The sequence below is a fragment of the Ruegeria sp. CDSA236 genome (assembly GCF_059611285.1).
Map to the genome: position 1 here is coordinate 32,730 of NZ_JBXWPG010000016.1, position 22,727 is coordinate 55,456.

20 protein-coding genes, 1 tRNA gene and 1 pseudogene are annotated in these 22,727 nt (G+C 56.2%); 12 read left to right on the forward strand and 10 right to left on the reverse strand.

The features are described 5' to 3' along the window. Positions 1 to 398: 398 nt before the first annotated feature. Entirely contained in the window at positions 399 to 1,349 is a 951-nt protein-coding gene (locus AC2FLB_RS19305) for a GlxA family transcriptional regulator (RefSeq protein WP_496700683.1), read from the reverse strand. Positions 1,350 to 1,503: 154 nt separating this feature from the next. Here AC2FLB_RS19305 and AC2FLB_RS19310 point away from each other — a divergent pair, with 154 nt between their 5' ends. Genes AC2FLB_RS19310 through AC2FLB_RS19325 form a run of 4 tightly spaced genes read left to right on the forward strand, consistent with a single transcriptional unit; the run spans position 1,504 to position 5,976 of the window. Then, positions 1,504 to 2,214, forward strand: a complete 711-nt coding sequence (locus tag AC2FLB_RS19310) for a GntR family transcriptional regulator (RefSeq protein WP_271948135.1) — start codon at positions 1,504 to 1,506, stop codon at positions 2,212 to 2,214. Positions 2,215 to 2,221: 7 nt separating this feature from the next. After that, on the forward strand, positions 2,222 to 3,139 hold the full coding sequence (locus AC2FLB_RS19315) for a dihydrodipicolinate synthase family protein (RefSeq protein WP_496676274.1): 918 nt from the start codon (positions 2,222 to 2,224) through the stop codon (positions 3,137 to 3,139). A 3-nt stretch (positions 3,140 to 3,142) separates the two neighbouring features. Further along, on the forward strand, positions 3,143 to 4,639 hold the full coding sequence (locus tag AC2FLB_RS19320) for an aldehyde dehydrogenase (RefSeq protein WP_496700685.1): 1,497 nt from the start codon (positions 3,143 to 3,145) through the stop codon (positions 4,637 to 4,639). After that, positions 4,636 to 5,976, forward strand: coding sequence for an NAD(P)/FAD-dependent oxidoreductase (locus AC2FLB_RS19325; RefSeq protein ID WP_496709877.1), 1,341 nt, complete (start codon positions 4,636 to 4,638; stop codon positions 5,974 to 5,976). The genes AC2FLB_RS19320 and AC2FLB_RS19325 overlap by 4 nt, the downstream gene beginning before the upstream one ends. On the opposite strand, the gene AC2FLB_RS19330 is transcribed toward AC2FLB_RS19325, so the two are convergent. The 4 genes and pseudogenes from AC2FLB_RS19330 to AC2FLB_RS19345 all read right to left on the reverse strand — a co-directional run. Beyond that, positions 5,977 to 6,711: an SDR family NAD(P)-dependent oxidoreductase gene (locus tag AC2FLB_RS19330; protein WP_496688708.1), complete on the reverse strand. Its 735-nt coding sequence runs from the start codon at positions 6,709 to 6,711 to the stop codon at positions 5,977 to 5,979. Beyond that, positions 6,708 to 7,439, reverse strand: a complete 732-nt coding sequence (locus AC2FLB_RS19335) for an SDR family NAD(P)-dependent oxidoreductase (RefSeq protein ID WP_496688710.1) — start codon at positions 7,437 to 7,439, stop codon at positions 6,708 to 6,710. The genes AC2FLB_RS19330 and AC2FLB_RS19335 overlap by 4 nt, the downstream gene beginning before the upstream one ends. Before the next feature lie 67 nt (positions 7,440 to 7,506). Beyond that, positions 7,507 to 9,039, reverse strand: a complete 1,533-nt coding sequence (locus tag AC2FLB_RS19340; protein ID WP_496709903.1) for a trimethylamine methyltransferase family protein — start codon at positions 9,037 to 9,039, stop codon at positions 7,507 to 7,509. 131 nt (positions 9,040 to 9,170) lie between these two features. Next, positions 9,171 to 9,320: pseudogene (locus AC2FLB_RS19345) on the reverse strand (BCCT family transporter); the annotation flags it as partial. Positions 9,321 to 9,463: 143 nt separating this feature from the next. Here AC2FLB_RS19345 and AC2FLB_RS19350 point away from each other — a divergent pair. From AC2FLB_RS19350 to AC2FLB_RS19385, 8 genes are all read left to right on the forward strand, one after another. Further along, positions 9,464 to 10,369: a LysR substrate-binding domain-containing protein gene (locus tag AC2FLB_RS19350; protein WP_282021563.1), complete on the forward strand. Its 906-nt coding sequence runs from the start codon at positions 9,464 to 9,466 to the stop codon at positions 10,367 to 10,369. A 91-nt stretch (positions 10,370 to 10,460) separates the two neighbouring features. Beyond that, positions 10,461 to 11,615 carry an aromatic ring-hydroxylating oxygenase subunit alpha gene (locus AC2FLB_RS19355; protein WP_496691671.1) on the forward strand — a complete coding sequence of 385 codons (1,155 nt, stop codon included), beginning with the start codon at positions 10,461 to 10,463 and terminating at the stop codon, positions 11,613 to 11,615. 47 nt (positions 11,616 to 11,662) lie between these two features. After that, positions 11,663 to 11,887, forward strand: a complete 225-nt coding sequence (locus tag AC2FLB_RS19360; protein ID WP_496691672.1) for a hypothetical protein — start codon at positions 11,663 to 11,665, stop codon at positions 11,885 to 11,887. A 125-nt stretch (positions 11,888 to 12,012) separates the two neighbouring features. Then, positions 12,013 to 14,433 carry a GcvT family protein gene (locus AC2FLB_RS19365; RefSeq protein WP_496709878.1) on the forward strand — a complete coding sequence of 807 codons (2,421 nt, stop codon included), beginning with the start codon at positions 12,013 to 12,015 and terminating at the stop codon, positions 14,431 to 14,433. Between the two features lie 102 nt (positions 14,434 to 14,535). Beyond that, entirely contained in the window at positions 14,536 to 15,510 is a 975-nt protein-coding gene (locus tag AC2FLB_RS19370) for an alpha/beta fold hydrolase (RefSeq protein WP_281972429.1), read from the forward strand. 82 nt (positions 15,511 to 15,592) lie between these two features. Continuing rightward, positions 15,593 to 15,669: transfer RNA gene (locus AC2FLB_RS19375), tRNA-Met, on the forward strand. 398 nt (positions 15,670 to 16,067) lie between these two features. Beyond that, positions 16,068 to 16,937 (forward strand): MBL fold metallo-hydrolase, encoded by an 870-nt coding sequence (locus AC2FLB_RS19380; RefSeq protein ID WP_496709879.1) that lies wholly within the window; start codon positions 16,068 to 16,070, stop codon positions 16,935 to 16,937. Continuing rightward, positions 16,934 to 17,878 (forward strand): MBL fold metallo-hydrolase, encoded by a 945-nt coding sequence (locus tag AC2FLB_RS19385; RefSeq protein ID WP_281972431.1) that lies wholly within the window; start codon positions 16,934 to 16,936, stop codon positions 17,876 to 17,878. Before AC2FLB_RS19380 ends, AC2FLB_RS19385 begins: the two co-directional genes overlap by 4 nt. A 1-nt stretch (position 17,879) precedes the next feature. On the opposite strand, the gene AC2FLB_RS19390 is transcribed toward AC2FLB_RS19385, so the two are convergent. From AC2FLB_RS19390 to AC2FLB_RS19410, 5 genes are all read right to left on the reverse strand, one after another. After that, entirely contained in the window at positions 17,880 to 18,938 is a 1,059-nt protein-coding gene (locus tag AC2FLB_RS19390; protein WP_496709880.1) for a YeeE/YedE family protein, read from the reverse strand. 52 nt (positions 18,939 to 18,990) lie between these two features. Then, on the reverse strand, positions 18,991 to 20,214 hold the full coding sequence (hemA, locus tag AC2FLB_RS19395; protein ID WP_496691677.1) for a 5-aminolevulinate synthase: 1,224 nt from the start codon (positions 20,212 to 20,214) through the stop codon (positions 18,991 to 18,993). 1 nt (position 20,215) lies between these two features. After that, positions 20,216 to 20,650 carry a DUF302 domain-containing protein gene (locus AC2FLB_RS19400; RefSeq protein WP_142635862.1) on the reverse strand — a complete coding sequence of 145 codons (435 nt, stop codon included), beginning with the start codon at positions 20,648 to 20,650 and terminating at the stop codon, positions 20,216 to 20,218. A gap of 80 nt (positions 20,651 to 20,730) precedes the next feature. After that, on the reverse strand, positions 20,731 to 21,993 hold the full coding sequence (locus AC2FLB_RS19405; RefSeq protein ID WP_496709881.1) for an FCSD flavin-binding domain-containing protein: 1,263 nt from the start codon (positions 21,991 to 21,993) through the stop codon (positions 20,731 to 20,733). Between the two features lie 27 nt (positions 21,994 to 22,020). Continuing rightward, positions 22,021 to 22,725 (reverse strand): c-type cytochrome, encoded by a 705-nt coding sequence (locus tag AC2FLB_RS19410; protein WP_496700701.1) that lies wholly within the window; start codon positions 22,723 to 22,725, stop codon positions 22,021 to 22,023. Positions 22,726 to 22,727: the final 2 nt, after the last annotated feature.

Genomic DNA, 22,727 nt, shown 5'->3' on the forward strand with positions numbered 1-22,727 from the left:
GGCTTTGGTTGCTGAAGGGAACATGGGGGTTCGAAAATGCATCCCGATGTGAATCTCTGCCATAGTTTGTAAGTATACCCGGTATTTTGGCTAAACTTAAAAGCCATTTTTCATATGTAACGCAAACTCAAGGACAAACTTGGCTATTTGAGCTATTAATTGTGTGGGATTTGAGCCGCATTTTTTGCAGAAATCTGGGCCTTTATATCGCCCTAAACCCCCTTACATCTGACACGATCTTGCAGAATTTGTGCCCTTTTTACCAAATACAAACAGTCAATCCTGCTGATCAGTTTACGAGTTTGAATTTAACGAGGGGGTACAAGCGGGACTAGGGGGTGAGCGCCTGCCGGGCCGGGCTCGCCCTAGGGCAGAGCAGCTCCCCCCGCCGCCTTCCGTCAATCGATTTTGCTTTTTTGCGAATGCGGTGTGACACCAAAACTGGATCGATAAACCCGCGAGAAATGGCCGGGATTTTCAAAGCCACAAGCCAAGGCGACCTCAGTGACGGATGCTTCGGTCTGAAGCAAAAGCTTTTGCGCGCGTTCCAAGCGTAATTCCATAAAGTATTTTTTGGGCGAAGTGTTGAGATACTTACCAAATAACCGCTCTAACTGGCGCGTGGATATGCCAAGATCATCCGCGATCTTTGACGGAGAAACCGGTGCTTCAAGGCATTCGCGCATGGTATGGATAGCCCGAGCCAGATGTGCGTTACGCATCCCGTTGCGCGATTGCAATGATACCCTTTGTTTGGCCGTTGCGTTGCGGGCAGCATTATACACCATCTGGTCTGCAACCGCGATCGCCAGCTCCTCGCCGTGATCGCGTCCGATCAGATGCAGCAAGAGATCGGCAGTTGCCGTCCCACCCGATGCCGTGATGTGTTTCGCGTCTGCCACGAAGACACTGCGCACAAGGTTCACCTCTGGGAACGCTTCCATAAACGCATCGTGATATTCCCAGTGGATCGCAGCCTGAGAGCCATCCAGAAATCCAGCCTCTGCTAGAAGCCAAGCACCAGAACACAATGCCCCGATCGGCGTGCCCCGCGCACGTTCGCGTCGCAACGTCGCCAGAAGGTCGCGTGAGACATGGTTGCGCATGTGGATGCCCGACAAGACAAACAGCTGATCAGTCTTTGGAATATCGCCCAACCCGCCATGCACAAGTGTCACCACCTTATTGGAACACACTGCACGCTCTGCGTCCTCCGATATCAGCGTCCAATCATATAGCGTTTTCTCACTGACCAGATTGGCGATCCGCAGTGGTTCGACGGCACATGAAAAGGCGAGATGCGAGAACTCCTCGATCAGAACAATGGTGATGTGCCGCATCTGAGGCATAGGGTTTTCCACTTTGTTCGGCCGGATTGGCTGAGTCTTTGTCGTTGGATTATGCTGCACGAAATTTCTATGTATACAATATGTATTTTATTCGGATACAAAAAGGAGGCAATCGAACCCAATCGATTCTTGCTGGCTGGGCTGGAGGATCCGGATGAAGGACGTCGCAAAAACCCGCAAAACGCAGCTGGCCGAGCACTTGAAGGTCTCGATCCTGACTTTGCGCCTGCAACCTGGCACCGATCTGGACGAGGTGCATCTGTCCGATGCGTTTGGCCTGTCGAGAACGCCTTTACGCGAAGTGTTCCGACAACTCGCCGGAGAAGGGTATCTGGACCTGCGAACAAACCGCAGCGCGCGCGTGTCCGAAATGTCGTATACCACCTTGCGCGATTTCTTTCTGGCCGCGCCGATGATCTATGGTGCAATCCTGCGACTGGCAGCGGCGAATGCAAAGCCTGTGCAGATTGAAGCCCTGAAAACCGCACAGCAGGCATTCAAGGCCGCGCTGCGGGATGGGGCAGCCGAAGAGCGCGCCCTGGCCAATAACCGCTTTCACGAAGTGACCGGCGAAATGTCGGGCAATGTCTATCTATTGCCCTCTTTCAACCGTTTGCTGATTGACCATGCCCGTATCGGCATGACCTTCTACCGGCCACAGTCGGGCAGGATGGTCGAAAACCTGTCCGAGGCAAGCCAGCAACACGACGCCATCATCGACGCCATCGAAGCACGCGATGAAACGGCTGCTGCGCAGCTGGCCGAAGATCACTGGAACCTGTCACGCGATCAGATCGAACTGTTCGTGATGCCCGATGCGCTGGATGTCCCAATGGGCCTCCCACCGCTTTCGAAACCTGCATGAGGACGGAATGAACCCAATTTTCCGATTTGAGGGGGTCTATACCCCGGTGGTCACGCCCTATCAGGCCGATGACAGCGTGAACTGGGACGCGCTGGCGCAGGTGATTGAGCTTCTGATCAAGAATGGCGTGCATGGTCTGATCTCGGGCGGGTCGACCGGTGAGAATTATGCGCAGACCGTGGAGGAACGGCTAGAATTGGCGCGGTTCACCCATGTGCGTCTGAAAGGCCGTTTGCCTCTGGTTGTTGGCACGGGCGCGATGTTGACGTCGGACTCGGTTGCGCTGGCGTCGGGTGCAAAGGAAATCGGGGCGGATGCGATCCTGTTGGCCAGCCCGCCCTATTCGGTGCCCACCGACCGCGAAAATGCGCTGAATGCGCTGGCCATCGACAAGGCCGCCGACCTGCCGGTAATGCTGTACAATTATCCTCACCGCACAGGCACGATGATGGGCGAAGAATTCCTGGACCGCGTCGGACGCAGCAGGAATTTCTGCGGCATCAAGGAAAGCTCGGGCGATATCAACCGGGTGCATCTTCTGGCGCGGGACTATCCGCATATCCAACTGGGATGCGGTATGGACGATCAGGCGCTGGAATTCTTTGCCTGGGGCGCGCCGTTCTGGGTCTGTGGCGGCTCGAACTTTCTGCCTGCCGAGCATGTGGCGCTATACCAGGCCTGTGTAATCGAGGGTGATTTTGCCAAGGGCCGCCGGATCATGTCGGCGCTGATGCCCTTGATGCGGGTATTAGAACAGGGTGGCAAATTCATCCAGACCATCAAGCATGGTGTCACAATGAATGGGATTGACGCGGGCATCGTTCGGCCGCCGCTGAAATCTTTGAACAAAGATGACAAACGCGCGCTAGAGCAAGTGACGCGCGTGCTGAAACAGAAAATCGCTGACATCATGGCAGAGGAGTAAGGTATGACATTGCTGACGCAGGACGAATACGACTCCATCGCCGCGGGTCTGACCTTGCCAACCGGCGCCTTTATTGATGGCGCGTATCGCCCGGCGATTTCCGGGCAGTCCTTCACAACGGTTAACCCGGCGACCAATAAGAAATTGGCCAACATTGCCGCCTGCGGTGTAGCGGACGTGGATTTCGCCGTCGAGAAGGCGCGCGAAGCGTTCGAAGATGGCCGCTGGTCGAGGCTGCACCCATCCGAGCGCAAAAATGTGCTGATCCGGTTGACCAAACTGATCACACGCAATGCACGTGAACTGGCGGTGATGGAAAGTATCGACAGTGGCAAGACCATCTTTGACTGCGAGACCGTCGACCTGCCCGAGACCATTCATTGCCTGAAATGGCATGCTGAGGCGATCGACAAGATCTATGATCAGGTCTCGCCCGCCAGTGACGACCACATCGCTTTGGTCGTGCGCGAGCCGATTGGCGTTGTCGGGCTAATCCTGCCCTGGAATTTCCCATTGCTGATGCTGGCATGGAAAATCGGGCCCGCTCTGGCTGCGGGCTGCTCGGTGGTTGTGAAACCGGCCGAGGAAACTTCACTGACGGCATTGCGGCTGGCCGAACTGGCGATGGAGGCCGGTCTGCCACGCGGCGTCCTAAACATCGTCCCCGGCGCAGGTGCCGAGGTGGGCGAACCTATCGGACGGCACATGGATATCGATATGGTGTCCTTCACCGGTTCAACCGTGACTGGCAAACGGTTTCTGAGCTATTCGGCGGAAAGCAACGCCAAAGAGGTGGTGCTTGAAATGGGCGGCAAGAATCCGGCCATTGTGATGGAAGATGCAGAAAATCTGGACCGCGTGGCGGCACATATCGTCAATGGTGCGTTCTGGAACATGGGTGAGAACTGCTCGGCCACGTCCCGCCTGATTGTCCACAAGGCCGTAAAGGCCGAGTTGCTCGACCGCATCGCCCATCATGTAAAGCAATGGAATATCGGCGAGCCTCTGAACCCGGAAACACGATTGGGCGCAATGGTCAGCGAAGCTCATTTCGATAAGGTCTGCGGATATCTGGATCAGGCCGAAAACGTAGTGATCGGAGGCAAAGCGGACAATGGCTTTGTCGAGGCCACCGTAGTCGAACTACCTGGCAATGACGCCATCCTGGCACGTGACGAGATCTTTGGTCCTATTCTTTCGGTGATCACGGTTTCCAGCTTCGATGAGGCCATCAAGATCGCCAACGATACCGAGTATGGTTTGTGTGCGTCGATCTTCACAGCCAATGCGAAACGCGCCATCCGCGGGGCGCGGATGATCCGGGCGGGAACGGTGACTGTAAACAGTTTTGGAGAGGGCGATATCACCACGCCCTTTGGCGGTTATAAACAGTCTGGCTTTGGTGGGCGCGACAACTCGATCCATGCGCATGACCAGTATACCCAGCTAAAAACCATCTGGGTCGACCTGTCCGACGATGCGGATGAGGCCGTGGATTGAGCAGCTATGCCGCCCGAACCCTGCCTGTCCATCGCGGACCTGCGGCCTGGAGCGTCATATTAGGCGATCCACCCCCAGCCCAAGAACTGGATGGTGATCTGACGGCGGATGTCGTGATTGTTGGTGCCGGTTTCGCAGGCCTGTCAGCGGCACAGCGTTTGAGGCAGCTGCAAAGCGACGCAAAGATCATCGTGCTTGAGGCTGGCCGCGTGGCCGAAGGGGCTGCGGGGCGCAATACGGGTTTTATGATCGATCTGCCACATGACCTGGCCTCGGACAATTATTCCGGGCCGGGGGATGATCGCACCATGATCACATTAAACCGACTTGCAATTGATTTTGCCCGATCGGCGGTCGAGCAATATCAGATCGACCCGAATTTCTTTGATCCGGCTGGCAAGGTTAACGGAGCGGTGAGCGCGGCGGGACATGCACATAATATCAGCTATGCGCATCATCTCAGCACTTTGGGTGAGACCAGTGAAATGCTCGACCAACAGCAGATGCACGCCCTGACAGGGTCGCGCCACTATCGGTCGGGGCTATACACACCCGGCACGGTTATGTTGCAACCAGCAGGCTATATTCGCGGTCTGGCTGCGGGACTGATCAAGGATGGCATTGCATTGTACGAGAGCTCTGGCGTGACCGGGTTTGAGAAGCAAGGCGGTGCGTGGCTGGTAAAAACCGCGCGCGGTACCGTCAGCACTGGTACAGTCATCCTAACGGTGAACGGGCATCTGGAAAGCTTTGGGATCGAGCGCGACCGACTGATGCAACTGTTCCTTTTTGCGGCAATGACCCCTGAGCTGGACGCCGAAGTGCTATCGCGGCTTGGGGGGCAACCCCGCTGGAGTGTCACACCATCTGATCCGTTGGGTACAACGATGCGGCGCATTGATACGGCGCAGGGCGGCAATCGGATCATAACCCGTACCTGCGCGGCCCTGCGCCCGGGCATGACCTCAACTGCTGGTGATCTGGCGCGCGCCTCGCGGGTGATGCAGCGCAAATTCGACCAGCGATTTCCGCTGTTGGCGGGGCTGGACATGCAATATCACTGGGCCGGTCATCTCTGCCTCAGCCTGAACGGCGTTTCCGTCGCGCGAGAGGTCGAACAGGGCGTGATTTCCGGCTGCGTCCAGAATGGGCTAGGCACGGCGCGCGGCACCCTGACCGGTATCGCGGCAGCAGAACGCACCTGCGGCCACAGCTCGAATATCACCCGGTATTTCGACGCCCAGGATCAACCCAAACGCCTGCCCCCAAAACCATTCCGAGAGATCGGTGCCAATGCAGTGCTGCGCTGGAAAGAATGGCGCGCGCGGGACGAGTGATCAGGGCAGGCTCAGCTTGGCCATGCGGCCTCCGTCGACTGTGTAGACCTGCCCGGTGATAAAGCTGGCATCATCCGACGCCAGGAAGGCGACCAGCGCCGCAACCTCTTGCGGGCTTCCGGTTCGGGCAACGGGGTGTATGCGCTTGATATCCTCGTGAAATGTCTCCGGGTCCGGCATTGAGGCGATGAAATCCACGTTCAACTCGGTGTCGATCCAGCCAGGGGCCACGGCGTTGCAACGAATGCCCTCTGCCCCATGATCCACGGCCACCGCTCGTGTCAGGCCATGCAACCCGGCTTTGGATGCGCAATAGGCAGCATGGCCGGGATTGCTGCCCAGCCCCTCAATCGAGCCGATATTGACAATCGCCCCGCCCGCCCGCCGTAGATGGGGCAGCGCCGCCTTGATCAACAGGAACGGGGCCGTGAGGTTGACTGTCAGCGTGCGCTGCCAGTCTGCAAGGCTCATCTGCTCGACGCCGGCTTCCTGCATCATGCCTGCATTATTGACCAGAATGTCCAATCGCCCGGACAGATCAACGACCTGATTGACCACCGTTTGCGGGCTGTGGGGATCTCTGAAATCGGCCTCGAACCCTTCGAATTCCGGATCGCTCCCACGTTGCACGGTAAAGACCCGTGCACCTTCGTGTTGCAAACGTTCCGCGATGGCGCATCCGATACCGCTGCGCCCGCCCGTAACCAGTGCGGTTTTGCCGGTAAATCGCGTCATGAAACCGGTTTTCCTCCGTTCACTTCCAGCAATGCCCCGCACACATAGCGCGCGGCGTCCGAGGCAAGAAACATCACCACATCAGCAATATCCTCGGGCTCGGCGATACGCCCCAAGGGCACTGTCCGGCCCAGCTCGGCCACGGCAGTATCCGGATCGAAGCCGCGTTTTTCAAACCCCGACCGCAGCATCGGCGTGTTTACTTCATTCGGGCAGACGGCGTTAATGCGGATGCCCTGATGCGCGTGGTCCATACCCATGCATTGTGTCAACGACGCAATAGCTGCCTTGGTCATGCAATAGACCGCGTGGTTCGGCCCAGGGCGCAGCCCCCAGCATGACGCGGTGTTCACGATCGCGCCACCACCACGCGCCACCATGATCGGGATTGCGGCGCGACAGATGCGAAAGGGCGCCTCGACATTTACGCCCAGCGACAATGCCCAGTCGGTATCCGAAGTCTCGGTCACCGCTCCGCGGGTGATGACCCCCGCATTGTTGACGACGATATCCAGCCCGCCCAGCGCATCCGCCGCATGTTGCGGCAATGCATCTGCATAAGCACTCTCGCGCAAATCGCCGGGCAAATGGGCGTCGGCCTCGATACCCTCAACCGAAACGTCCGCAACCGCAACCCGTGCCCCTGCCTGCCGCATCCGCTGTGCAATAGCAGATCCGATGCCGCCCGCAGCCCCTGTGATGAGCGCTGTTTTGCCCGTCAGCTCCATTTTCCCTCCGAGTGCTAAATAGAAACCCACCCGACAATGCAGTCGGGATAGGTCCAAGGCGAAATCTTTAATAGGCTTGGTTCAGCTCGTCAGCGGCGGGAATTTCCCGTTCCCGCCGAGCGATATAGTCCAGCAGGGCCTCGTTTTTGGCCACGTCCAGTGTCGGTTCCTGGTATTCGGCCAGCAGCTTGCGCGCGTGCTTCAACGCGCGCTCAGTGATCTCAACCCCGCCTTCTGCCACCCATTGCTCAATCGAGTTGTTGTCGAACATCTCGGGCATGAAAAACGCCGTTTGAAAATTGTCCTGCGTGTGCGGATGACCCAGATAGTGCCCGCCTGGACCGACCTCTGGAATGGCGGCAAGAGCTTGGTCGAAATCATCCCATTGCGGGCCTTCTGCCATGCGATAAGCCATCGCACATTGTTCAGCATCGACAATGAACTTGGCGGTGGAACAATGCATCCCGGCCTCATTCCAGCCGGCCGAATGCCAAATATAGTTCGCACCGGAATGAAGAACGGCCTGTAGCGTCGTGGCGGATTCGTACCCGGCCTGCGCATCAAATGTCTTGGCCCCACCCAGCGTATTCGAGGTGCGCCATGGAACGTCGTAGAACCGGGCCATCTGCCCGATCATAAAGTTCATCAGGCTGATCTCGGGCGTGCCGGCCATCGGGGCACCTGATTTCATCGACACCGTCGACAGGTAGTGCCCGTAAATCGCCGGAGCACCTTTGCGAATGACTTGGGTATAGGCCAGCGCGCTCAGTGCTTCGGCGTTCAATTGCGCCACGGTGGCGGGAACCGATGCGGGCGTATTGGCCCCGCCCAGCACAAAGGGCGAGCACAACACAGGCTGATTGCGGCGAGAAAAGGCCCGCATCGCGCCCAGCATCGTTTCGTCCCAGACCAGCGGAGAGTTTCCGTTGCAGTTGCCCGTGGTGACCGGATGATCTTCAATGAAATCTTCCCCGAACAGGATCGCACACATCTCAATGACGTCTTCGGCGTTTCTCGGCGAGGTGGTCATACCCATGAACGTCTTGTCCGAATGTTTCATCGACGAATAGGTAATGCGCAAATGTCGCTGACTGATCGGGTGGTCGTAAGGTTCGACAATGTGATGCGCCGAGGAATGCATCGCCGGCAGCATGTGGCTGAGTTTGTGGAACATTGCCAGATCATCGAGCGTCGGATTGCGCCTCACGTCATCGAGATCGCGCAGAAAGGGCGCGCCGGTCATCGGCACAAAGATCGAGTGCCGTCCACCCAGTCGCACGTTCTTGTTCGGATCGCGTGCATGATAAGTGAAGGTGCTGGGAATGGTGGCGATCAGCTCTCGGACCAGGCCCCGGTCCAGATAGACCAGTTCGCCCTCGACCTTTGCGCCAGCTTTTTTCCAATCCTCCAGTGCGATTGCATCGCGAAACTGAACACCGACATTCTCAAGAATATCCATTGAGGCGCTGTCGATCCGGTCGATCTGGCTGCCATCCATCACCTCGCATAGGGGGATGCCTCGGGTCAGGCCGGGCAACATCTCGAAATTCGGAGCAGAGCGCAGCGCGCGCCGGGCCGCGCGGCCACCGGTTCGGGTCATGGTACGAATATTCACAGGGCGATCCTCCAATCCTCCCCAAAAGATTGCGGTATTTGGTCAAAGCAAGCCTCACTAATTGCGATACATGTTTGCAGGAAGCGACCCACACCCGAAACCGCCGAAATGATCTACAGACCCATGATGACGACTAGACCTGCTATCAGTTCAACCTTGCTTGGCGCGGGATCATCTCCGCCCATATCCATGATCCACTCCATGTCCGTGATGGCATAAGAACCGTCAATGAACTGGCTGACACCAAACCCGGTCGTCACAGAAACATTGCCTGATCTTTACCGCACGTATCGGAAACACGGCACTCAACATCATCGTTTTGGAAAATTTCTTCTGGCGCACAATCTTAAAAAGTCCAATATTTGAGTGAGAAGAATTAACCTGAAGACCACCAACGGCTACACATGTCATGTCCAGACGCCACTATAATCTGCCGCCACTCACCACGCTGTCGGCCTTCGAAGCCGCTGCGCGCCATCTAAGCTTTAAGAATGCGGCTGAAGAACTGTCGGTAACGCCGGGCGCGGTCAGTCATCAGATCAAAGCGTTGGAAGGTGATCTTGGCACTGCCTTGTTCCAGCGCAAACACCGGGGGGTCGAACTGACGGAAGACGGCAAAGCGCTGTATGACGCGCTGGCTTCTTCGTTTACCCGCATCTCAAAAACACTGGCAACAATCCGCGACCGTGCCACCGTCGAAAAGGTAACCGTAGGATCAACCACTGCAGTGGCTGCTCTTTGGTTGTCGCCATCGGTAATCCGGTTCTGGCGCGAAATGCCTGAAGTAAATGTTGACCAGCTTTCACAGGATCGACCATTTCGGGATCGGCCGGATATCGATTTCTTTATTCGCTACGGCCGGGACGGCAACGGTGACCTTTCGCACACTCCTCTGTTTCGGGATTGTCTGGTCCCCGTCGCCTGCCCAGAGGTGGCGGATCGGTTGGCCGGTGCAAGCCTTGAAGATCTCGCAGCTGAACGACTGATACATCTGGACTCTGAAGACCGCAGCTGGACCACTTGGCCCGAATGGTTTCAACAACTCGGGTACACGGGAACCATTCCGATCGATTCTCGTGTGAACAGCTATTCGGTAGCCCTCCAGCGGGCGCGTAAGGGGGCCGGGCTGGTTCTTGGATGGCAACGCTTGATCCAACCCATGCTGCAATCGGGAAAGCTGGTGGCAATCGGGCCCCACCTCCAGATCGCTCCAAACCAGTTTTATCTGGTTGGCCGCTCGGATGAAGACTTGTCCGAAAGTGCCCGGGCGCTGAAAGATTGGATCATTCAAGAGGTTCAGGACGGTTCGGTTTAGGTGAAATCACCCTGTGATGAGGTTTTCTGATATTGAGTGGATGCCAGCGTATCCGCCAATAGAGACCAAGCAACACCTGCAGGAGAGCCCGATGAACAAGCATACTGCGCTGTCTTCCGTTCTGGTCGATGTGAATGTCGCAAACGGCCTGCCAAACGAACACTATATCGACCCGGCACTTTTCGCCGAAGAGCGTAGATCGGTTTTGTACGCCAACTGGTCTGGGATCGGCTTTGGCAAAGACGTGCCCGAGGAAGGCGATGCCATGCCGGTCGATTTCCTAGGCATGCCTTTACTAATCGTGCGGGATCGGGATGGTGAGGTTGGCGTATTTCAAAATACCTGCCGTCACCGCGGGATGATCCTTGTCGATACCCCTCGCAAGATAAGTGGCGCGATCCGTTGCCCCTATCACAGCTGGTGCTACAGCCTGAAGGGAGAGCTGCGTGCGACGCCACATGTTGGCGGCGCCGGTCACAACACCCATGAGGACGTGGATCGCAAATCTCTAGGCCTTATCCGTATTCGCTCTTATGTCTGGCGGGACGTGGTCTTTGTTAATGTGGACGGCAATGCACCCGAATTCGAAGAGGCGCACGCCGCCTTATTGGAACGCTGGAAAGAGTTTGATCAACCAGTACATCACGGCGGTGAGGCCTCTTCGTTCAAGTTGGAGGTCAAGACCAACTGGAAGCTGGCGGTTGAGAACTATTGCGAAAGCTATCACCTGCCCTGGGTGCATCCCGGCCTGAACAGTTATTCGCGACTTGAAGATCACTATAACATCGAAATGCGCGGGCATTATTCCGGTCAAGGCACGCTGGTCTATCGACAACTCACTGACCATGACGGCACCACATTCGCCGATTTCGACGGGCTAAGCGATCAATGGAATGAGGGCGCAGAGTATGTGGCCGTGTATCCAAATGTTCTTTTGGGTGTGCAGCGTGACCATGCCTTTGCCATTGTCCTGGAACCGGTTGATCACGAAAATACCGTTGAGCATATCGAGCTTTATTATGCCAAAAGCATCGAAGACACACCTGAACATGATGGCCTGAGGGCGGCAAACGCCCAGCAATGGAAAACTGTGTTTGAAGAGGATGTGTTCGTTGTTGAAGGGATGCAAAAGGGTCGGCACGGAATGTTGTTCGACGGCGGTCGGTTCTCTCCGGTGATGGATGGTCCGACCCATAATTTCCATCACTGGGTTGCGACGCAGATTGAAAGCGGTCGCGCCGACTGAACCAGCTGTCTGGCCATGCTTGACTGGCCAGATGCGACGGAGACCCGATGGACAGAACAGAATTGGATCGCTTGCTACTTGAGGCGCATGATCATGATGATCCTGCCGCGTTGGTCCGCTATTACACTATTGCAGCAGATGAATGCGAAGCGGTGCAAGATATCGACGCGGCCTGTTTTTACCTGACCCACGCCTTTGTATTCGCCCTGGAAGCCGGGGCCTCTGAAACAGATGAATTGAACCACAGACTGGTCGCGTATGGACGTGCATAGTGGTGGGCATCGGAGACTAGCCTTGGGTTATATCTGTTCAATCCCACGTGAAATTTAAACCCGTTGTCTTGGGTTCAGTACTGGTAACACATGACGACAAGACCAAAATTTTGGATGACAGACTCATGAAGACAAATGCACAGGCAGTGGTAATCGGCGGTGGTGTGATTGGGTGCTCGATCCTGTATCACCTGACCAAATCGGGGTGGTCAGACGTGGTGCTGTTGGAACGGGATGAACTGACATCCGGCTCGACCTGGCACGCGGCGGCGAACATCCACGGACTGCATGACAGCACCAATATCAGCCGCATCCAACACTATACGATGACGCTGTACAAAGAGCTTGAGGCTGAAACCGGCCAAAGCTGCGGCGTGTTCCAGCCCGGCTCGTTATATCTAGCCCAAACCGAAGAGCGCGAACACCAGCTGAGGATACAGGCCGCCAAGGCCAAGCTGTACGGGATGAATTTCTATGAGATCAGCATCGAAGAGGCGCAGCGTCTGAACCCGCTGGTCAATTACGATGGCATCCGATGTGTCATGTACGAACCTGATGGCGGTAATGTTGATCCCTCAGGGGTCACCAACGCCTACGCTGTCGGTGCGCGCCAGCGTGGGGCCGAAATCCACCGCTTTACGCCGGTCACTGCGACAGATCAGCAAGAAGATGGCACCTGGATCGTGGGCACCCCTAAGGGGGACATCCAAACGCCGTGGGTTGTGAATGCCGCCGGTCTGTGGGGCCGCGAAGTTGCCATGTTGGCCGGGATCGAGCTACCCCTGCAACCGACCGAGCATCAGTATTTTGTCACCGAAACCATGGCTGACGTCGCGGCGCATGATACCCGCCTGCCCTCGGTCAGTGACCGCGATGGCGAGTACTATTTGCGGCAGGAAGGTCAGGGCCTTTTGGTGGGGGCTTATGAAAAGGATATGAAATTCTGGGCCGAGGACGGCACACCCCTGGATTTTGCCCATGATCTGTTTCCCGACGATCTGGAGCGGATCGAAGAGAATATGATGAACGCCATCGAACGCGTACCTGCCGTGGGCGACGCCGGGATCAAACGGGTCATCAACGGACCGATGATATGGTCACCGGATGCCAACGTTCTGATGGGGCCAGTGCCCGAGGTCGAAGGCTATTTCTGCTGCAACGGCATTATCCCGGGATTCTCGCAATCGGGTGGCATGGGCCTGATGGCGGCGCAGTGGATCATCGAAGGCGAAACCCAATACGACATGTTCGCCTGGGACGTGGCGCGGTTCGACACATGGGCTACGAAAGATTTCACCAAGGCCCGCGTGCAGGATCAGTACGCACACCGCTTTGCCATCCACTTCCCTAATGAAGAACGCAGCGCAGGACGCCCTGCCCGGACCCGCCCGATTTATGACAGGCAAAAGGACATGGGTGCCGTCTTTGGCCTGAATGTCGGATGGGAACACCCGCTGTGGTTCGCAGAGGCGCCCGGCGCCACGGACACCAACGGATTCACCCGCCAGAACTGGTGGGAACCGGTGGGTGCGGAATGCCGGATGCTGCGCGATCGGGCCGGGATCATCGACATCTCAAACTTTGCCAAATATGTTTGCAAAGGTCCGGGAGCCGAGGGTTGGCTTAATGCCGTATTCGCAAATTTCATGCCGAGATCGGTTGGTCGATCCTGCCTGACCCCGCTGATCTCAAAACGGGGAGGTATTGCCGGCGATTTCACCGTGACCCGCGTGGCCGACAACGAATTCTGGATCATCGGCTCGGGCATGGCCGAGCGCTATCACAAACGGTTCTTCAAACAGGTTCCTCTGCCCGACGGCACCCGTTTCGAAAGCCGCACCGAAGAGACTTGCGGCTTTAACGTGGCTGGACCGAAATCGCGGGAAATCCTGCAACGGCTTACGAATACCTCGCTCAGCCCCGAGGATTTCCCCTTCATGCGCTCGCAACAGATCGAAATCGCCGGAATTGCGGTCCTGGCGCTGCGTGTCTCCTTCACCGGCGATCTGGGCTGGGAGGTGCATTGCGCCACGAAAGATCAGCTCCGCCTGTATGAGGCGCTGATCGAGACCGGAAAAGAGTTCGGCGCAGGCCCAGTTGGCAGCCGCGCACTGATGTCGCTGAGGATCGAAAAGGGCTATGGGTCTTGGGGGCGCGAATACAGCCCCGAATACTGGCCACACGAGGTCGGGTTGGACCGGTTGTGCAAATTCGACAAATCGTTCCTGAACAAAGATGCCGCCAATTCTGCCATGACCTCTCCGGCCAGAGAGCAGCTTGTCCTGCTGCATCTGGACGAAGCCGACGCCGCAGCTTCGAACGCTGACGCGACCGGAGGCGAACCCATTTTCATGGACGGGCGCGGAATTGGTCGGGTGACATCGGGCGCTTATGGCTATTCCGTGGGTATGTCGCTGGCCTTGGGCTATGTTTCGGGTGCCGAGGCAGGCGATAGGGTCGAGGTCATGGTATTAGGGCGCCCGCATAGGGCAACGATCCTGAAAGAACCGCCCTTTGATCCAACTGGAACGATCTTGCGCGGCTAACCCAGTCCGCATTAGATCCTTTAAGCGAGCTGTGGACATTGCCTTCGGGTTGTGGCGCTATCCGGTCAGTAATCTGATCTGCTCCATCCAGAGGATAGGCTGATGACAATCTTCCTGACTATTGCGCTGTTCATTGCGCTGTTTCTTGTTGCGATGAATCTTTGGACACGCAAGCTGACCCGTGACGGCCGGATGCGTGTCCCACAACCGGGGGTTATCATTCCCGTGCGCGGCGGCAATATCCACTATGTGGAAAAGGGCGACCCTTCCAATCAGACGGTTGTGCTCATTCATGGGCTGGCCGGGCAGTTGCAACATTTCACCTACGCCTTGATGGATAAACTGGCCGAGGATTTTCACGTCATTGCCGTGGATCGCCCCGGTTGCGGATACTCAACTCGTGAGACGGCAGAGCTTGGGCGGTTGCCCGAACAGGGCCGCATGATACATGAATTTCTAGAGGCAAAGGGGGTCAGCAACCCAATTCTGGTCGGCCATTCGCTGGGTGGCGCGGTTTCTCTGGCGATGGCGCTGGATTACCCAGACAAGATCAAAGCGCTGGCCCTGCTAGCTCCGCTTACTCAGGCGATGCCCGGGCCGCCCGCCGTGTTCAAACCGCTTGAAATCCGGACGGCATGGCTGCGCAGTCTGATCGGCAACACGATTGCCGTCCCGCTGGCCGCAAAAACCGCACCGCACACCCTTAGCGCGGCATTTGCGCCAGAACCCGCGCCCCAAGACTTTCTGGACCGCGCCGGCGGCGCTTTGGGGATGCGTCCATCCGCGTTTATCAGCGCCTCACAGGATGTGATCGGGATTGAACAGAGCATGCCGGCCCAGGTCGCCCGTTATGGCGACCTGAAAGTGCCTGGCTCCATATTGTTTGGAGCACAGGATGCGCTCTTGTCAGCCACGCAACACGGTGAATCAATGCAGGCGTTTGGTCTGAGTTTTGAACAGATCGAAGGGCTGGGCCATATGATCCCCCTGACAGTCCCGGACATCTGCAACAACTTCATTCGCGGCGTGGTACAAAATACAGAACCCAGGGCGACGGTTGTGCCGAATTCGGATTAGTCCCAGCTAAAATATTCCCAACAAAGGCGCCATTTCCCTCTTGACCCTCCCCAACCCCTCCCTTAAATCGCCATTCACTCATGGCGGAGTAGCTCAGTTGGTTAGAGCAGCGGAATCATAATCCGCGTGTCGGGGGTTCAAGTCCCTCCTCCGCTACCAAATTCCCATAACATATCAGTTAGAAACGTGAACTCAGCGTTGCTCTCACGTACCGCAAACATGGTTTGGGTGGCATTTTGGGTAACAGCAGACGAATTTTGTGTTCAAAAAGAACTGGGAATCGTCACGAAAAAGCGGGAAACGCCACACGCCGCAACCAGTCCCATTTCGCTCCAAGAGTTGAGATGCAGGCTCTCAGGGGCACCGGTGTAATCGCTAACTTACCCGCCGGTACCGAAGAAGTTGAGTAGACTTCTTAGTGATCAAGACGAAAGCAGCTTTGCACACACAGCCTTTCTTTCTCCATTTACAAATAATAACATTCATTTTATTGATTGTGTATGGATGGAAATACATTTTCTCGCCGCACTTTCTTGTACAGCGCCGCTTGCCTTGGGATGCTTGGTACTCAATCCAGGATCGTGAGGGCCGAGTTGCAACTCGGCCCTTCAGCTCGGATTTCAACCGTATCAGACGGGTACCTGTCATTGCCACCGGAAATGATCTTTGGGTCCATGCCGAAAGAAGAACTCGAACAGCTTCTGAATCGCAATCGAGTGGACGCGACCAAGTACGAGCCAGAGTGCAACGTGGCGCTCTATCGTGATGGTAAAAACACGGTGTTATTCGATGTCGGAGCTGGGCCGGATTTCATGCCCACGTCTGGCAAACTTATGGAAACTGTTGAAACAATCGGCCTGTCGCCCGAAGACGTTTCGCACGTGATTTTCACCCATGCGCACCCGGATCACATCTGGGGCATTTTGGATGACTTCGACGACCTGCTTTTCCCCAACGCGACGCATCACTTTGGCCGTAAAGAGTGGGATTATTGGTGGAACCCTTCAACGGTAGATTCAATAGGAGAAGATCGCGCTGCGTTCGCTGTAGGCGCGAAGCGCCGGATGGCAGAAATTGAGGATCAGGTGGCGTTCTTTGACGACGGACAAGAGATCCTTCCAGGCATTGCCGCCCTTGCAAGCTTTGGGCACACACCCGGCCACATGGCGTTTGAAATCCGCAGCGGCAGTGAATCCGTGATGATTGTCGGCGATGCGTTGGGAAATCCACACGTGGCTTTTGAACGGCCTGATTGGCACAGTGGCACCGATCAGGATCCACAGGCAGCTGCAGCAACTCGTAGTTTGCTGCTAGATCAGATTTCTCGCGAGCAAATGAAGATAATTGGCTTCCACCTGCCGAATGGTGGAATCGGCCGGGTCGAAAAAACTGGCTCTGCGTATAAGTTCATTGGAGAACCAACATGATACGAACGCTTGCGATTGCCTTGGCCTTGGCCGCACCAGCTTGGGCAAGCGAGGAAATTGCAGACCAATATCCGCAAAGCGTGCTGTATTCCAAACCGGTCGAGTATATCCCTGGCGTCTATTCCGCCATTGGCGCAACCGCACCACCAACCTACGAAAACTCTGGTCACAACAACAATCTCAGTTTCATTGTAACCGGTGAAGGTGTGGTCGTCATAAACGGCGGTGCAGCCTATGTCCTTGCCGAAGCGCTTCACAAGGAAATTCAGGCCATCACGGATCAGCCGGTCAGACTTGTCTTCAACGAGAATGGCCAGGGGCACGCGATGCTCGGCAACGCTTACTGGTCAGAACTCGGCATTCCGATCATCGCACATTCAGAAGCAGCGGCTGAATTCGAGGAATATGGCCCGCAAATTCTGCAGGGAATGCAGCGATACAATCAGGACAAGGCAGACGGAACATTCCTGGCTGGCCCAACCGAGACATTCGATGATGAGTACGTGGTTGAGATGGGTGAATTCCGGATTGAGGCAAAGTACCTCGGCCCTGCCCATAGTCCCGGCGATATCTCGATCTGGTTGCCGAACCAAGGCCTTGTCATTGCGGGCGACATGGCGTTTCACGAACGCATGCTGCCAATCTTTCAAGACACCTATACAGCGGATTGGCTTGTAACTTGGGACACCGAATTCGAGGCTTTAGATGCCACTTATGTGATACCGGGACACGGCCATCCTACGAACATGGATCAGGTGCGCCGCTATACACGCGACTACCTGATATATCTGCGCGGCAAGATTCAAGAGCATATGGATGCAGGAGGTGATCTGGCTGAGGCTTACTACGTCGATCAGTCACCTTATGCCAACCTGGACACGTTTGAAGAACTGGCCACGAAAAATGCAGGGCGCGTTTTCGAACAGATGGAATTCGAGTAGCTCAGGAATGTTGCGGAACAGGGATTAGCATCAATAGTCTATGCGTGCTGATCGCCCCGACCCACATGAAAAATACGGCAACCCATGCGGTCAATGACAGGGCGGACCCTCCTGAAAGCCCGGCACCCACCGCGCAACCTCCCGCCAGCATGGCCCCAAACCCCATGAGAACAGCCCCTACGAGGTAGCGTTCCATCGGAGTTTCCGAGCCAAATCGTTCGATCCTCCACTCCCCTGCAGTCAAGGCTGAGCCTGCCGCGCCAATTACTACGCCTGGGACAAGGCCGATACCGAAGGACAGAACAACGTTTCGACTTGCAACCAACGCCATTAGTGTGTCCGTGGCAGGTCCGGTAAACGTGACTGAAGACACAGGCACGACTTCAAAAGATGCTTGCGCGATGGCAAATGTTATCAACCAGCCGAGCGCCACAGCCAGGCCAACTCCTGCGGCCGCTATGATCCTTATAGGCGCGACTTTCCGGTGGGACGCAAAGACAATGGCCGACACCAGTCCCAACGCTGCAACTGCTGTATAAACCGTTGGCGAGAGCCCAAGTATTTCTGAAAGATCACGCGGCGCGCCTCCTGGGACAGCCCAGATACCAGACAGCAACTCGCGGGCGGGACTAAGAACACCGGTATAGGCGGCTTGAGCCACTAAGGTCAAAACCAATCCCGTAACCAGGGCGCGCAGATTACCGCAGGAGGCTAATACCAAAAGGCGAGATGCACATCCACGCGCCAGAACCATGCCTGCGCCGAACATCGCTCCACCGATTACCGCGCCGCTCAGGCTACCTGTCGACGCGATTGCACGTGTCTCGGACAGGTCTAGCCACTCAAACGCGATAAGCGCCTGTACCAAGGCGAGCGCAGTGGTGAAGGCGATCAGCCAAACCGCCAAGCGGGGACCTAACTCGCCTTCAGCGACTTCGACTGCCGACGCTCTTAAACAAAAGTGAGACTTCTGAGCCGTCACGCCAAACAAGATACCGACGAGCACTCCGGCAAATGCCAAAGCGCCAGAGTCTCCCAACAGATCGATGAGTCTCTCCATCAGCAGAAACTCTCACTTCGTAGCGTGTGCATCCTTGTCTTCGGTCAAGTTGTCATTGTGCGACCATTGGCCTGCGCGCCAACTGGCATTGCGTCCACAACTCACCCAATGCAGATACCAGTCGATCCACGTCCTCAGTTGAATGCACCGGCGACGGTGTAATCCGTAGACGCTCCGTTCCCTTGGGAACGGTTGGATAGTTGATCGGCTGGATGTAAATTCCATAGTCACGCATCAGTACATCAGAGATGAAGCGACACTTAACCGGATCGCCGACCATGACCGGAATGATATGACTTGGGTTCGGAGTATGGGGAATACTCAGTTCGTCCAGCCTGTCTCGAACTTCGCGCACTCGCTGCTGGTGCAGATATCGTTCCGCATTGCTTTGCTTCAGGTGCCGAACCGAGGCTGCCGCACCTGCGGCTACGGCCGGAGGCAATGCAGTGGTAAAGATAAACCCGCTGGCAAAGGACCGGACGAAGTCCACAAGCTCTTTCGACGCCGCGATGTATCCACCGACGACACCGAAGGCTTTGCCTAATGTCCCCTCAATAACGGTTAGGCGATCCATCAGGCCTTCACGTTCGGCGATGCCACCGCCGCGCGGTCCATAAAGCCCTACGGCGTGAACCTCATCCAAATAGGTCATCGCGCCATAGCGATCCGCCAGATCACAGATCTCGGCAACTGGCGCTATATCACCATCCATGGAATAGACGCTTTCGAACGCAATGAGCTTTGGTGCGTTGGCTGGTATGTCAGCAAGCTGCCTTTCAAGGTCTGCAATGTCATTGTGCTTCCAGATCCGCTTTTGACAACGGCTGTGGCGAATTCCCTCAATCATCGAGGCATGGTTCAACTCGTCTGACAGTACGGTGATTCCAGGAATGCGGGAGGCCAAAGTTCCCAAAGCCGCCCAGTTTGAAACGTAGCCGGACGTAAATAGCAATGCCGCCTCTTTGCAGTGCAAGTCGGCTAGTTCCTGTTCCAGCAAAACGTGCTCGTGAGTGGTTCCTGAGATATTCCGCGTACCACCCGCCCCGGCACCACACTCATCAATCGCTTGGTGCATTGCTGCAAGAATGCAGGGGTGTTGACCCATGCCAAGATAATCATTTGAGCACCAGACAGTGACTTTTTCGGGACCGTCTTCTGCGTAATTGCGCGCGGTCGGGAATGCACCGCACTGCCTTCCGAGATCCGCAAAGACCCTATAGTTCCCTTCCTCTCGAAGCTGGTCCAGTTGATCACGAAAAAACTGCTGATAGTTCATTTCAATTCCCTACGGCCTCTTCGACGATCTCGGATAACAGGGTCTGAACCTTTTGCATTGGCCCATCAGGGTAGCCTCGATATCCCACCATCACGCCACTGTCGTCTTCGGCTACAAAAATCCCGTAGGGGCAGAATCCGATATTCATAGGGTCGGCTTCCATCACCTCGCGCGAGATTTTTGCCGAGCAGAAAATGAAGATGTCTGCGGCCGCAAATATCTGCTTGTCACTGCCGACATCAGCGCCCGTGCGATTCAACATGTCGCCTACGTGGCTTACATGGTCGATGACCAGTCCCTGTCCGACAATCGCGGACTCGACGGCGAAGGTTGCATCATCAAAACTGCCGTCAAATGGGGCGGTGATGATCTCTTCCGCAAACGCATGGCTCACCAGAACAGTGGAAAACGCGGCTACAGCGATAAAGTGTTTCATGATTTTAATCCTCCTCTTGAGCCGCATCTTCTCAGATTGCTCATCAGGGTCTTTGACACCAGTCAAAGCCCCTGAATACCTTAACCGAACATGTCTGAAGTGATACCAGCGTACCAACCCAGCGACTCTTCATAAGTTGCTTTTCTCAAGTCCGCATCTTCGCCGGTCTGGCTGATAAAGCCGTCCACTTTGGCAATCTTTTCGGGAGTCGCTTCGTAAGTTGCGCCAACCTTGACACCATCATCGGTGTCGATGAGCGACCAGCACGTGTTGGAGAACTTGGCCGGAAAAACTTTGGACCCGGTCAACGCACCTCGCACGGCATTCGCACAGACTTTCGCCTGACTGTTGGCCGAGAAGCCGGATTTGGGCATGTCACCCTGTTGGCTGGCGTCACCAAGAACGTAGATATCTAGGTCGGCTTTGGAGGACATATCCGCGGCGTTCACGGGTGCCCAGTTGCCATCGGTCACCCCTGCCATTTCCGCAATGCGTCCGGCTTTCATCGCTGGGATCACGTTGCAGACATCGACCTTGGTTTCTTCGCCGTCGATAGTAACGGTCATTGCATCCGGGTTTACGGCGACATTGCCGCCGCCGAAATCTTCGCCGATCCAGTCAACCATTCCTTCGTAGTGGTTGGCCCAACCCTCTTGGAACAATGACATCTTGGAAAACTTCGGTTTCGGGTCAGCAACGATGATCTTTGCTGTCGGGTTGTTCGCCTTCAGAACATGCGCAACCATTGAAACCCGCTCATACGGTCCGGGTGGGCAACGGTACGGATTCGGTGGCGCGACCATTGCAAATGTACCGCCTTCAGGCATTGCCATGATCTGCGCCTTGAGAAGCTCGGTCTGAGATCCAGCCTTGTACGCATGCGGCATTTTATTTTGCGCCGAGACGTCCCAGCCCTCGACCGCACCATCAACAAAGTCGATACCCGGGCTCAGGATCAGCTTGTCATATGGAACAGACCCGCCACCTGCCAAGGACACCGTCTTGGCATCGCGATCCACCCCTGTGGCCCAATCATGCACCACGTTGATGCCGTAGTTCGCGGCAAGCGTGCCATAGCTGTGGGCAATGTCCGAAAGCTCCTGAAACCCTCCCAGATACAGGTTTGAGAAGAAACAGGTGTAATAGGTCCGCGACGGCTCGATCAACGTTACGTCGATCTCACTCCTGCTGTCTTTTGCGATGTAGCGCGCAGCAGTTGCACCGCCCGCACCGCCGCCGACAATTACCACGCGTGGTTTGCCTTGCGCCAACACCATCGGTGCCGATAACCCGGCTGCTACCACCCCGGCGGCTCCAAGAAATACTCGTCTATTTAGCGTCATCGCGTTTCCTCCTCTTGGACACAGTCACTATGGATTATTGAAGTAGGCAGCCAATGCCGCGATCTCGTCATTGCTCAGCCGTCCGGCAATCATTCGCATGACCGGGTGTGGCCGCTGTTTGTCTTTATATGCGTGCATGGCGACCACGAAGTCTTCGTCAGGCCAGTACACGATCGAGGGAATGCCCTCATCGCCTCCGTCGATCTGATGGCACGTTGTACATTCGCTGCTGAGATATGCGCCGTACTCCGGATCTCCTTGAATCGCCAAGATCGCGGGGTCGATAGAATGATCCGTGCCCTTCGCCGTCGGGTCCGCTTCTGGGATGTCCTGAGGATTGTCGGAAAAATCCCGCAAATAGGCGATCACGTTGGCGCGGTCTTCCGGGTCTTTCAGGCCACCAAAACTCATCCTGGTGCCTGACGCGAATGCACGTGGGTTTTCGATGTACGCAGACAGTGTGTCAGCGTGCCACTCCAGACCCGAGCTACCCGCGCGCGCAAGGCTTTTGGAATAGCTAAAGCCATCCAGACCAGCTGCCCTGCGCCCAAAAATCCCATTCAGATGCGGACCGATTTTGTTTTCGGCCCCCTTTCCAACCTGATGACAGCCTTTGCATTTGGCAAACACAGCTTTCCCTGCCTCAGCATCGCCAAGGTCTTCTGCAGCGTAGGTCGATGAAGCAGTAGCCCCAAAGAACGCGGCACAGACAAGCGCGTTCGACAAACGCATCG

What these genes read in the sequence shown, in the direction of transcription:
- AC2FLB_RS19385 (WP_281972431.1), top strand. Translation starts at nt 16,934, where the DNA reads ATGATACGAACGCTTGCGATTGCCTTGGCCTTGGCCGCACCAGCTTGG.
- AC2FLB_RS19355 (WP_496691671.1), top strand. Translation starts at nt 10,461, where the DNA reads ATGAACAAGCATACTGCGCTGTCTTCCGTTCTGGTCGATGTGAATGTC.
- AC2FLB_RS19400 (WP_142635862.1), bottom strand. Translation starts at nt 20,650, where the DNA reads ATGAAACACTTTATCGCTGTAGCCGCGTTTTCCACTGTTCTGGTGAGC.
- hemA (WP_496691677.1), bottom strand. Translation starts at nt 20,214, where the DNA reads ATGAACTATCAGCAGTTTTTTCGTGATCAACTGGACCAGCTTCGAGAG.
- AC2FLB_RS19380 (WP_496709879.1), top strand. Translation starts at nt 16,068, where the DNA reads ATGCTTGGTACTCAATCCAGGATCGTGAGGGCCGAGTTGCAACTCGGC.
- AC2FLB_RS19360 (WP_496691672.1), top strand. Translation starts at nt 11,663, where the DNA reads ATGGACAGAACAGAATTGGATCGCTTGCTACTTGAGGCGCATGATCAT.
- AC2FLB_RS19365 (WP_496709878.1), top strand. Translation starts at nt 12,013, where the DNA reads ATGAAGACAAATGCACAGGCAGTGGTAATCGGCGGTGGTGTGATTGGG.
- AC2FLB_RS19335 (WP_496688710.1), bottom strand. Translation starts at nt 7,439, where the DNA reads ATGGAGCTGACGGGCAAAACAGCGCTCATCACAGGGGCTGCGGGCGGC.
- AC2FLB_RS19390 (WP_496709880.1), bottom strand. Translation starts at nt 18,938, where the DNA reads ATGGAGAGACTCATCGATCTGTTGGGAGACTCTGGCGCTTTGGCATTT.
- AC2FLB_RS19340 (WP_496709903.1), bottom strand. Translation starts at nt 9,039, where the DNA reads ATGACCCGAACCGGTGGCCGCGCGGCCCGGCGCGCGCTGCGCTCTGCT.
- AC2FLB_RS19305 (WP_496700683.1), bottom strand. Translation starts at nt 1,349, where the DNA reads ATGCCTCAGATGCGGCACATCACCATTGTTCTGATCGAGGAGTTCTCG.
- AC2FLB_RS19310 (WP_271948135.1), top strand. Translation starts at nt 1,504, where the DNA reads ATGAAGGACGTCGCAAAAACCCGCAAAACGCAGCTGGCCGAGCACTTG.
- AC2FLB_RS19370 (WP_281972429.1), top strand. Translation starts at nt 14,536, where the DNA reads ATGACAATCTTCCTGACTATTGCGCTGTTCATTGCGCTGTTTCTTGTT.
- AC2FLB_RS19330 (WP_496688708.1), bottom strand. Translation starts at nt 6,711, where the DNA reads ATGACGCGATTTACCGGCAAAACCGCACTGGTTACGGGCGGGCGCAGC.
- AC2FLB_RS19405 (WP_496709881.1), bottom strand. Translation starts at nt 21,993, where the DNA reads ATGACGCTAAATAGACGAGTATTTCTTGGAGCCGCCGGGGTGGTAGCA.
- AC2FLB_RS19410 (WP_496700701.1), bottom strand. Translation starts at nt 22,725, where the DNA reads ATGCGTTTGTCGAACGCGCTTGTCTGTGCCGCGTTCTTTGGGGCTACT.
- AC2FLB_RS19320 (WP_496700685.1), top strand. Translation starts at nt 3,143, where the DNA reads ATGACATTGCTGACGCAGGACGAATACGACTCCATCGCCGCGGGTCTG.
- AC2FLB_RS19315 (WP_496676274.1), top strand. Translation starts at nt 2,222, where the DNA reads ATGAACCCAATTTTCCGATTTGAGGGGGTCTATACCCCGGTGGTCACG.
- AC2FLB_RS19350 (WP_282021563.1), top strand. Translation starts at nt 9,464, where the DNA reads ATGTCCAGACGCCACTATAATCTGCCGCCACTCACCACGCTGTCGGCC.